The following is a 10355-nucleotide window of genomic DNA, read 5'->3' as shown; positions in this document are numbered from 1 at the left end:
GTACGTGCCGTTGTGGAAGCCCGGCCGTCGCCGTGCCGGTCAGCGCCGCGTCCGCGGGTCCGGGCGGGACGGACTACACCCGGCTCGTCGACCCGTTCGTGTCGACCGCCGGCGATGACGGCAACGACCTGCCGGGCGCCCAGGCGCCGCACGGTCTGGCCAAGGTGAACCCGCTGACCACTCCGGACCGCAACCACACGGGGTACGACTACGACGAGGACCACATCGCCGGGTTCACGGCGACCAACCTCGACGGGGTCGGCGGCTCGGGAGGCGGCGGCGACCTGCTCGTCGTGCCGACCTCGGTGCGCTACGACAAGCGCCCCGCGCCCGGCACGTACGCCCACGCCTACCGGCACGACGACGAGAGCGCGACGCCCGGCTCCTATCAGGTGGGGCTCGGGGCCGTCTCCGGCACCGGCTCGTCGGTGCGGCAGGACCCGGGCACCATCAAGGCCGAGATGACGGCGGCGACGCGCACGGCGCTCGAACGGTACAGCTTCCCGGCGGGGTCGGAGCCCGAACTCGTCCTCGACCTCGCGAACAACTTCACCAGCCGGACCCGCTCGACGCTGAAGGCGACGAAGCTCCCGGACGGGACGACCTCGATCAGCGGGCTCATCGCCGGGTCGTTCAACGGGGCGTCGTACCAGCTCTACTACAACGCGACCACGAACGTCCCCGTGACCTCCTTCAAGAGCTGGGGCGGGGACGGCACGCTGAGCGACGCGACGACGCGGGACGGGTCCGACACGGGCGCCGTGCTCGGCTTCGCCCCGTCCGCCGGCGACGACATCGAGCTGCGCGTCACGCTGTCGCCGATCAGTGCCGAACAGGCCGCGGCCGACCAGGAGAGCGAGGTGGGCCACCTCACCTTCGAGCAGGCCCGCGCGCGGACGAAGGCGGAGTGGAACACGGCGCTGGGCGCGGTCGATGTGCGCGCCTCCGCGACGTCCGACCCCGGGTCGACGCTCACCAAGGAGTTCTACACGCACCTGTACCGCATGTACGCGCTGCCGGTGAACGCCACCAGCACCAGCGGGACGTACCGCGGTGTCGACGGAGCGGTGCACAAGGCGAACGGGTTCACGTACTACGACGGCTGGTCCACCTGGGACGACTTCCGCAAGTACTCCGTCGAGGCCTATATCGACCCGGGCACCTACCGGGACATGGTGCAGTCGCTGATCGAGCTGTTCGCGGACGCGCGGGCCTCGGGCAAGAGCCTGGGCAGCCTGACCCACTCGGTCCCGACGGTGCGCTGGGAGCGTTCGGCGGTGCTGGTCGCCGACGCGCTGTCGAAGGGCTACAAGAACTTCGACCGGCTGGACGAGGCGTACCCGGCGCTGCTGTCGTACTCCGGGTACTACACGGGCGCGCAGCTGCGGCAGGGCTATGTCAGCGGGGACCCGGGGACGACCGTCCAGCGGGGCTACGACCAGTGGGCGCTGTCCGTCGTCGCCGACGCGCTCGGCAAGGACGAGGACGCGAAGAAGCTGCGTGCGCAGTCGACCATGGCGATCGACAACCTCGTGAAGCCGGGCGCCTGGAGCGCGGCCGACGGCACGAAGGTCGGTCTGCTCACCCCGCGCGGCTCGGGAGGCGACTGGCAGAGCGCCGACTACGAGAAGTTCGAGGCGGCCGGTCTCTACCAGGGCACGCTGTGGCAGTACCACTGGTACGACGCGTACGACATGGGCGGGCTCGTCAAGGCCATGGGCGGTGCGAAGGCCGGCCGGGCGGCGGTCAGGCACATGTTCGGCGAGGACTCCGGCGCCGACGACGGCTCGACGATGCTGCACTCGAACGCGAACGAAATCGACCTCCAGGCGCCCTACCTCTTCAACTACGTCGGTGAGCCCAGCCTGACGCAGAAGTGGGTGCGCGCCATCTACACGGGCACGACCTGGAACCGCTATATCGCGACGGGCTCCACGAACGAAGCCCCCAGCTCCGGCGGCGAGTTCAGGCCGCCGGTCAAGACCCAGGTCTACAAGCTCTCCCCGAACGGCTTCCTGCCGACGATGGACAACGACGCCGGCACGATGTCGACCATGTTCGTCGGCGCCGCCCTGGGCCTGTTCCCGGTGACCGCCGGTTCCAGCCAGTTCCAGATCGGCAGCCCGTTCTTCGACTCCACGACCATCACCTACGCGGGTGGCAAGCGGTTCACGGTGAAGGCCGACGGGGTGTCGCCGGACAAGTACTACGTGCAGGGCGCGACCCTCAACGGCAAGCGGTTCGACAACACCTGGCTCGACTACGGACAGATCATCTCCGGCGGAACGCTGGACTTCACCATGGGTTCCCGGCCCTCGTCCTGGGGCACGCACACCGCGCCCGCGTACTCGCTGGACGCCGACGGGGGCGACACGGGTGGCGGCGGCGCGGGAACGGGCAAGGGCGACACGATCGTCTCCGCCCGGCCGGGCACCGTGCAGACCGGCGCGGACGGGGCCGTCGACGGCAGCGTGAAGCTCACGCTCTCCGGGCCGGCGTCGTTCGCCGCCCGCACCGGAACGAGCCTGACGAAGAGCGGTGCGGCGACCGTGACCGGGCTTCCGGGCGGGGTCGGCGCGGATCTGCGCGTCTCCGGTCCCCGCACGGCGACCCTGTCGTTCTCGGGGAGCACGCGGGTGGACGCGCACGTGGGCATCACGTTCGCCGACGCGGCCTTCGCCCACGGGGCGCGGGCCGCGACCGTCCACGGCACCGGGATATCCCCGACCGACCCGCTCCTCGTCTCCGCGGCGGCCGTGCGGCGCACGGCACTTCGCGCCCTGGTGGACGAGGCGTCGCTGGTGCGCGGCGGCAACTACTCGGACGGTTCCTGGACCGTCTTCCGTGCGGCGCTCGAACGCGCGCGGACCGTCCTCGCGGACACCGCCTCCGCGACGGGAACCCTGATGGCCGCCGAGGACGCGCTGCGGTCGGCGGTCGACGGGCTGACCATCGACGAGGGCGGCTTCGCCGTCCTGCAGGCCGAGTCCCCGGACGAGAAGGAGGGTCCCAGCCTCACGAGCGAGCGGAACAACTCGGACGGCAACCTCGGCGGCGTCACCGAGGGCTCGTGGGAGCGGTTCACCAGGCTGGACTTCGGCGGTGTCGCCCCGCGCAGCGTCTCGGTCCGCTACGCCAACTCGCAGGCCACGAACGCGAAGCCGAGCAGCGTGGACATCCACGCCGGCGCCGCGGACGGGCCCGTGGTGGCGACCGTGCGGCTTCCCGGCACGGGCGGCTGGCAGTATTACACCACCGTGCAGGCCGCTGTCACCGATCCGGACGCCCTGCTGGCCGCGGCCGGCGCGACGTTCGTGTTCCACGCGCCGGCCGGGCAGCAGTGGGTGTCGAACTTCGACTGGTACCAGTTCTCGCCGTACGACGTCTCCACGTCCCCGACGACGACGCTCGCCACGCTGACCGCGCTCAACAGCACGGGGACCGGCGGGGGTTCGGCGCCGCTCAATCTCGCGAACGGCATCTTCGAGAACGTCACGAACGGCGCGTGGGCCTCATGGAAGGACACCGACCTCGGCGGCGGGGCGGACACCGTCACCGTCCGCTATGACAAGCCGCAGTCGCGCGCCGCCTCGGACTCGCACATCGAACTGCGCCTCGGTTCGAAGGACGGTACGAGGAGTGTCGACATCCCGCTCGAGTACACCGGTTCGAGCTGGGGCACCATCGCCACCACGAGCGTGCACCTGGACCCGGGCGTCTTCACCGGCGTCCAGGACGTGTACGCCGCGTTCGTCTCCAGCACCCAGTCCTCGTCCCAGCCCTATGTGGGCAACGTCTACGCGCTGGCGCTGACGCGGGAGGCCGACGCGGCGGTCGGCTTCGACGCCACGGCGTTCCGCTCGAACAGCGGCGGCGGGCTGAAGAGCGAGCCGGTCGGCTGGACCGGCTCGGGGTCCACCACCGATCTCGGCGGCACCTACGACGGAGCCTGGCTCGACTACGGGGACATCGACTTCGGCGGCTCCCCGAAGAACACCGTCACGATCACCTACGCCAACAACTCCGCGCGCTGCGGCACCGGTTCGGCCGTCCAGATCTATCTGGACTCCTTCGACCCGGCCCATCCCGGCACGCCGTACGCGACCGTGCCGCTGCCCGTCACGGGGGCCGCCTGGTCGTCCGGTGGGACGACCAGTCTGACGCTGCCCGAGCCGGTCACCGGCACGCACAGCGTCCACCTGCGGCTGACGACGACCCCGGACTCCGCGCACCCCTACGTGGCGAACCTGGGCCGGATCACCTTCGACCACGTTCAGGCGCCCGCCGAGACGGACAAGTCCGGGCTGCGGAAGGCGATCGAGCAGTACGAGGGGCTCTCCGCCGACGCGGCCCGCTACGACACGATCGACTTCGGCGTGTACCGGCGCGAACTCGCCGCCGCCCGCGCGCTTCTCGACGCCGATGGCGCGACCCAGCTCGACGTCGACACCCAGACACGCGGACTCACCCTCGCCGCACGGCAGTTGATCCCGCTCCCGAGGCTGCGTCTGGAGGACCTGGTCGCGACCGCCTCGGCGCTCCAGAACGCGCGCTACACGGACGCTTCATGGAAGGCGTTCACCACGGCACTCGCCCAGGCGAAGACCGCGGTCGCGAACGACACAGCCACGGACGGGGTCCTCTCCGCGCGCTACGACACCCTGCGCGGCGCCCTGTCCGCGCTCAGAACGAAGCCCAAGGCGGTGCCGGCCGTGCCCGAGGCGGTGTCGGCGACCTCGTCCGGCACGAGTGTGACGGTCGCCTGGGCCGCGCCGAAGGACACCGGCGGCGCACCGGTCACCGGCTACAAGGTCACCCTGGACGACGGCCACCAGGTCGAGATCCACGACCCGGACAGCCGCCGTACCACGTTCACCTGGCTGCGGCCCGGGACGTACTCGGCGCGCGTCCGGGCGGTGAACCCGATCGGCACCTCGTCGCCGAGCGCGGCGACCGCACCCGTGGTGACGGGCGGCGGCAAGCCGCAGAAGCCGGCCGTGACCGGTGTCATCACGACCGGCAAGCAGGTCCGTGTGACCTGGCGGCCGGCCGCCGACGGCGGGTTCCCGGTCATCGGCTACACCGTGGCCCTCGGCGACGGAACCACCGCACACGTCTCCGCCACGACCCGCACGGCCCTGCTCACGGCCAGGGCGAACGCCAGGGCACATACGGCCACCGTCACCGCGGTCACTCCGGCCGGGACCTCCGACGACTCGCTCACGGCCAGCCCGGCGGCGAACAGCGAGCCGGACAAGGCGGTCGCCGGTGACTCGGCGACCGCCGACCCGGCGTACGAGCCCTCGCCCTTCCCGGACGACACGCTCAACGCGGCCTACGCGTCGGACAAGTGGCCGGGGTCCGGCGACGGAACCGACTACTTCAAGGGCCTGCTCGACGGTTTCAGCGACCTCGGCTCCGGCGTCCTCGGCGCCAACACCAAGGTGACCCCGGGCGCCCGGCCGACGGCCGAGAACGACCGGATCGCCGTGCGCGTCAACAACGCGGCGACGCAGCAGGAGGTGGACCGGGCCGAGGTCGACGCGACCAACAGCTCCACCGTCACCATGGCCGACGGCCTCGGGTCCCGGCTCGGCCGGATCTACGGCGACGCGCTGAAGGGCGGCCGACTGCCCAAGACCAGCGCCCTGTTCTCCCGCGTCACGCGGGGCCTGGACAAGGTCGACGCGGCGAAGAACCACTACGGCTACCAACGCCCTTACGTGCGGCTCGGGTTCGTCGGCGACGGGGGCTCGGTCTACGAGTCGCAGGACGGCTCCTACGGCGGTCTCGCCACCAGCGGCTCCTACCCGAGCGGCCACACCTACGGCGGTTACGAGGCGGGGACCATCCTCGCCACGCTGCTGCCGGAGCTGGCGCCGTCGATCCTCGCGCGCACCTCGGAGTACGGGGACAACCGCGTCGTCCTCGGCTTCCACTACCCCCTGGACGTGATGGGCGGACGCATCTCCGCCCAGGCGACCGTGGCGCACCGCTGGGCGGACCCGGACTTCGCGAAGCTGCTGACGCAGGCGCACACCGAGATGGAGAACGTGCTGCTCCAGGAGTGTGAGAAGGCGGGATACGGCGACTCGCTCACGGCCTGCGAGGGCGACTCGTACGCCGGTCTGAGCAGGGCGCAGGACGTCGACCTGTACACCCGGCGCCTGACCTACGGGTTCTCCCGGACGGGCCGGGCCGGGCAGGCGCTCAGGACTCCGGAGGACGCGGCGGCCCTGCTGATCACGGCCTTCCCGGACCTCAGCACGGAGCAGCGCACCCAGATCCTCGAGCAGACCGCGACGGACTCCGGGTATCCGCTCGACCTCACGGCGAAGGGCGGGGCGAGCTGGCAGCGGATCAACCTGGCGGCGGCGATGTCGGCGCGGGTGGCCGTCGACGCCGACGGGTCGGTCACGGTGAAGAACTTCTCGGACGCCACCAAGGCCAGTGTCGCCGACGCCAAGGCGATCACGGTCGGGGGTGTGGCGATCGACGGGTTCGATCCGGACGGGTCCACGTATGTCGTCGACTGGCCGAAGAGCGTGCGGCTCCCGGCTGTCTCCGCCCTGCCGGCCCAGGCCGGCGCGCGGGTGAAGGTCACCGACGGCGGCTCGGTCCTCTCCTCCGCCGGGGCCCGGTTCGCCACCCGCACCATCAAGGTGACCTCGGCCAACGGGTCGTTCACCCGGACCTACACGGTCGGGTTCCGGCTCACGGACCGCGACGACCGGCCGGGCGCGGCCGGTGGTCACGGCGGTGACCGCGCCGCCGGAGCGTCCGCGCTGTGGAGCCCGGCGGGCGGGGGAACAGGTCCGGGCCGTGGTGCCGGGCTGTGGTCGCCCGCCGCGGAGTGGGCGGCGCCGCCGAGGAGCGCCGGGGGCAAGGTGGCACGGTGACCTGACCGCCCGGCTGAGTCCCGCGAGCGACGCGCGTCGGGGACAGCGGCCCCCTCCGGACGAACCATGGTGTTCGTCCGGAGGGGGCCGTCGGTCTGTGGCGGCGCCCGGCGTTTCGCCGGGCGCCCCGGGACGCGAGCGCTGGACGGCGGCGATGGCCGAAACCCCGCGGTGCGCGGACCGCCAGGGTGCCGGGTCCCGGCAGCGGCCCGGTGGCAACGCGGGGCCGGTGACATACTCGCCAGGTCCTTACGGCCGCCCCGGCTGTGCGCACCGGCCCGGGGGAACCGGTCGGCGGTCCAGCCACGCGGGAGACACGTATGACGGCACAGCCCTCCGAGAGCCGCACCGGCAGCACCGCCCCCAGCGGTGTCGAGAGCCGTATCGACACGAGCAGGCCCCACCCCGCGCGCGTCTACGACTGGTTGCTGGGCGGCAAGGACAACTACCCGGTCGATCAGGCGGTCGCCGAGAAGCTGCCTCCGGAGTCGCGCCTGAACGCCATGCGCAACCGGGCGTTCATGCGGCGCGCGGCGGCCTGGCTGGCGGGCCGGGGCGTCGACCAGTACCTGGACATCGGGACCGGCATCCCGACCGCGCCGAACCTGCACCAGATCGTTCAGGACATCGTGCCGTCGGCCCGGATCGCGTACGTCGACAACGATCCGATCGTGCTCCGGCACGCGGAAGCCCTGCTGGTCAGCAGCCCGGAGGGGGCCACCGACTACATCGAGGCCGATGTGCGCGAGCCCGAGGTCATTCTCGACCACGCCCGGACGTTTCTGGACTTCGGCCGGCCCCTCGCGCTGTCGATGATCGCTCTGATGCACTTCATCTCCGACGCGGAAGACCCCTACCGGCTCACCCGGACCCTCGTCGACGCCCTGCCCTCCGGCAGTTATCTCGTGTTCTCCCACGGCACCACCGACGAACACCCGCACCTCGTGCGGTCGGTGACGTCCACGTACCGCAAGGGTGAGATCCCGTTGCGGATGCGGACCCGGGCCGAGGTCGAACCCTTCTTCCAGGGGCTGGAGTTGGTGAGTCCGGGGCTGGTGACGGCCACCCACTGGTTCAAGGAGACGCCCGCGCCGGAGCCCGAGCCGAGCGGGTTCCACGTCGGGGTCGCCCGCGTCCCGTAGCCAAATCCCCGGCCTCTGCGGGGCACGCAAGGTCGCGGAAGGACACGTTAGGGCAACTCCCGGCGGGTGAACCGTTTTCCGGGCGGACCGGGGGTACACGAGCGCCGAACACCACCGGAGAACGGCGTCAGGAGTGCCATGCCCGTCAAGGTCGGATTCTTCAGGACCAGGTCACTCAGAAGACGTCTGCGCCGCTGCGCCCGCGAGGTGTTCGGCTGGGACCGTCTGCGTCCTTCCCAACTCGACGCCATGACAGCCGTGATGCGGGGGCACGACACCATCGTGGTCATGCCGACGGGTGCCGGGAAGTCCGCCGTCTACCAGGTGCCCGGTGTGCTCCTGAAGGGGCCGACCGTCGTGGTCTCGCCCCTGATCGCCCTGCAGCGGGACCAGGTCGCCCACCTCGCCCGTATCGAGGGGTCCGACGCCTCGGCCGTCAACTCCTCGCAGCGCGCCCGCGACAACGAGGCCGTGTGGCAGCGCGTACGCGACGGCGGCCTCGACTTCCTGTTCGTCTCGCCGGAGCAGCTCGCCAAAGACGAGGTGGTCGAGCAGATCGCCGCGGCGGCTCCCGCGCTGATGGTGGTCGACGAGGCGCACTGTGTGTCCTCGTGGGGATACGACTTCCGCCCGGACTACCTGTCCCTCGGCCATGTCCGCGAGCGTATCGGCCGGCCACCGCTTCTCGCGCTGACCGCCAGCGCGGCGGCGCCCGTGCGGGCGGACATCGTGGAGCGGCTCGGGATGCGTCAACCGCACGCCGTGGTCGCGGGGTTCGACCGCCGCAACATCACCCTGGAGGTCGTACGTCACCGGGACAACGCGGGCAAGCGCCGATGGGTGGTGGAACGGGCGGCCGGCGAGGCCAAGCCGGGGATCGTCTACGCCGGGACACGGCGGGAGGCCGAGGAGTACGCGCGGGAGCTAACGGCGCTCGGGTTCGACAGCGCCCCGTACCACGCGGGGCTGCCGGCCGCCGAGCGCTCCCGGACGCACGACCGCTTCCAGGCGGGAGAACTCGACGTCGTCGTCGCCACCTCAGCGTTCGGAATGGGCATCGACAAGCCCGACATCCGCTTCGTGCTGCACGCGACCGTGCCGGGCTCCCTCGACACCTACTACCAGGAGATCGGCCGGGCGGGCCGCGACGGGCAGCCGTCCACGGCGATCCTCGCCTACCGGCCCGAAGACCTCGGCGTCCAGCGCTTCCGGACCGGCGCCCGCCCCGACCCGGAGGTCCTGGGCACCCTGTTCGACGCGGTGCGCGAACACGCGGGGCCCGTCACGGCCACGGAGCTGCGCGAACGCACCGGACTCTCGCAGACACCGCTCACGTCCCTGCTGCACCTGCTGGAAGAGGCCGGAGCCCTGACGACCCGGAAGCAGGGCGGCGTCACGGCCGTACCCGGCGCCCGGCGGGACACCTGCGTCACCGAGGCGCTGCGCCTCGCGTCCGCCCGCGTCGACCTGGAGCGGTCCCGGGTGGAGATGATGCGGGCCTACGCGGAGACGAACGGCTGCCGTCGCCGGCACATGCTGGGCTACTTCGGCGAGGCCCTGGCGGACGGCGACTGCACGGGCTGTGACACCTGTACGCGGGCCCAGGACGCGCGGCGGGCGTCCGGCCGGCCGGGAGACATCCTCTCCGGTACGGGGACGGGTGCCGGTTCCGGCGCCGGTGCGGGCGCCGAGCCGCCGGAGTCCGCCGCAGCCGGTCACGCCTTCCCGCCCGGCATGCGGGTCAGCCACAGCACCTGGGGCGAGGGCGAGGTGATGAACGAGGAGGGCACGAGGATCACCGTCCTCTTCGAGAGCGTCGGCTACCGCACGCTCTCCCTCCCCACCGTCCTGGATCGGGGCCTGCTGACCCCGCTGGCGTCGACCACACCGAGCGGCTGACGCCCGCGGACGGCTCCGGCGCGCTTCGCGACGTCCCGAAGCTGTCGGCAGGACTCGCGTGAGAGCATCCGTTCATGAGCAGCGAACCCGAAGTCAGCGCTCTGGCGATCAATGTCACGGTCCCGCAGGAGCTTCGCTGGACGGACACCCGCCGCGGGGAGGCGTTCACCCTGACCACGCTCAACGTCCGGCTCCTCCCGGACGGTCGGCTCGCGGCCAAGGCCTACGGGCGGCCGGTCGCCGGGGGCCGGGGCGCGTACGTCTCGTTCGCCGTCCCCGACCGACCCGAGCTGGCGGACCTGATCGCCCAAGCCGCGAGCCGCGCCGGTGAGTTGTGGGGCGCGCACCGGGGCCTGGACTGAGCCCGGCCCGGCCCAGCTCAGTCCGGCCCAACTCGGTCCGGCTCGCGAGCGAC

The 10355-nt window shown here is 71.9% G+C and carries 4 protein-coding genes; all 4 read left to right on the top strand.

Annotated elements, in window-relative coordinates:
* Positions 1–32: 32 nt before the first annotated feature.
* The 4 genes from AB0912_RS22235 to AB0912_RS22220 all read left to right on the top strand — a co-directional run bounded on the left by AB0912_RS22235 (position 33) and on the right by AB0912_RS22220 (position 10302).
* Positions 33–6899, top strand: coding sequence for a glycoside hydrolase domain-containing protein (locus AB0912_RS22235; protein WP_366702335.1), 6867 nt, complete (start codon positions 33–35; stop codon positions 6897–6899).
* 320 nt (positions 6900–7219) lie between these two features.
* Positions 7220–8041 (top strand): SAM-dependent methyltransferase, encoded by an 822-nt coding sequence (locus tag AB0912_RS22230; protein ID WP_366702333.1) that lies wholly within the window; start codon positions 7220–7222, stop codon positions 8039–8041.
* Between the two features lie 138 nt (positions 8042–8179).
* On the top strand, positions 8180–9940 hold the full coding sequence (locus AB0912_RS22225; RefSeq protein WP_366702331.1) for a RecQ family ATP-dependent DNA helicase: 1761 nt from the start codon (positions 8180–8182) through the stop codon (positions 9938–9940).
* Between the two features lie 74 nt (positions 9941–10014).
* A complete protein-coding gene (locus AB0912_RS22220) occupies positions 10015–10302 on the top strand; it encodes a hypothetical protein (RefSeq protein ID WP_366702329.1) in 288 nt (95 codons plus the stop codon).
* Positions 10303–10355: the final 53 nt, after the last annotated feature.

Origin of the sequence: Streptomyces sp. NPDC007084 (assembly GCF_040703595.1) — a bacterium.
Taxonomy (GTDB): domain Bacteria; phylum Actinomycetota; class Actinomycetes; order Streptomycetales; family Streptomycetaceae; genus Streptomyces.
The sequence above is the reverse complement of the archived record's forward strand: the minus strand, read 5'-3'. Positions and strand labels throughout refer to the sequence as shown.